General features: G+C 45.2%; 1 protein-coding gene. It reads left to right on the forward strand.

The window, feature by feature from the left end; translation table 11 throughout:
* On the forward strand, window positions 1-920 hold a 920-nt coding region (locus tag GA0061081_RS11135; protein WP_167349357.1), incomplete at its 5' end, for a hypothetical protein.
* Window positions 921-1,133 lie beyond the last annotated feature (213 nt).

Below are 1,133 nucleotides of genomic sequence, written 5' to 3' on the forward strand. Positions count from 1 at the left end.
CAAATATTAGTACATTTATTGGAGGCAGTGTAGAGTATTACATCAAGCCGGATTCTTCTGGTGGTTGTTACTTTGTGCAATCGGTCAGGCCGAATCTAAACTATGGCATAAGCGTCTATGCTGGTCCATCTAACATATGGAGTTCTACTAAGGGCTTTTTAGTTCAGTCTACAAATCCATCATCTTACGATCGAAATTTTCCTACAACGGGTGCTGATGGATTGTATTTTGATTTGGATATAGGAGGTATTGACGCAAGTCAGTTGAATTGGACAGTTAACACAAGTGGCAGTCTAGGTGCAACGGTGAGTTGGACAAGGCCGCTAACAGGGACATTCACAGACCCTTTGGGAAATACTGTCCAAGCCGATCAATGGATTACTGATAAATCCAAGAATGTAACACGGGTAACGTTGCATGGTCCTAAAGTTGATAGTGCTCAAATAAGTTCAAGTAGTCCAGGTTCATTAGAACGTCCATCTTTGCCACAGACCTTTGAGTTGGTCGGAAGGGATAGTAGTAGTGGTAATGAGATTCGTTATGGATTTGTGTTGAGGCAGTGGTTCGTCAATCGGGGTAATAAAGGTGGTACCGTTTCAGATCAAACAGCATGGTGTAATAGTTTGGGTTATCGTTTGCCACAGGTTAAGGATTTAACCAATGCAGTCAAAACAAGTAATCCTCCTATTTCTGGCGCAGCACCTAGTTCATCAGGTAATTATTACATGCGTCACATAGGTGCAGGATTTTTAACGGAGTGGGGCTTAGTGTCCTCCTACGCTGATGCGGGCTTCTTCATCACCTACTTCTGGTCAAGCGACGTCAAAGGTAGCAATGGCTTCTATATCTTATCGTCCTACGGCATGGTCTTCGGCTCCAGTGTTAGAACCAACTTCTATGCTGTTTGCACCACACCTTAGCTTTTATTTCTTAGTCCTTAATCCTTGGGCCGCGGGGGGGATGGTGCCTGAGAGGACAATATAAAAAAGAATAAAGCCCCCCGTAAGTTGGGGCATTTTCCCTTAGAGTTGCGCTGTTGCGGCGAAGCCACAATCGGCGCCCCCACCACCCACACTAAAAGCGTGGCTGGCGTGGGGGCAGGGGGAAATAAATAAGAATAACCAAGCAGTTGG

The organism is Gilliamella bombicola (assembly GCF_900094945.1).
In the GTDB taxonomy this organism is placed as follows: Bacteria; Pseudomonadota; Gammaproteobacteria; order Enterobacterales; family Orbaceae; genus Gilliamella; species Gilliamella bombicola.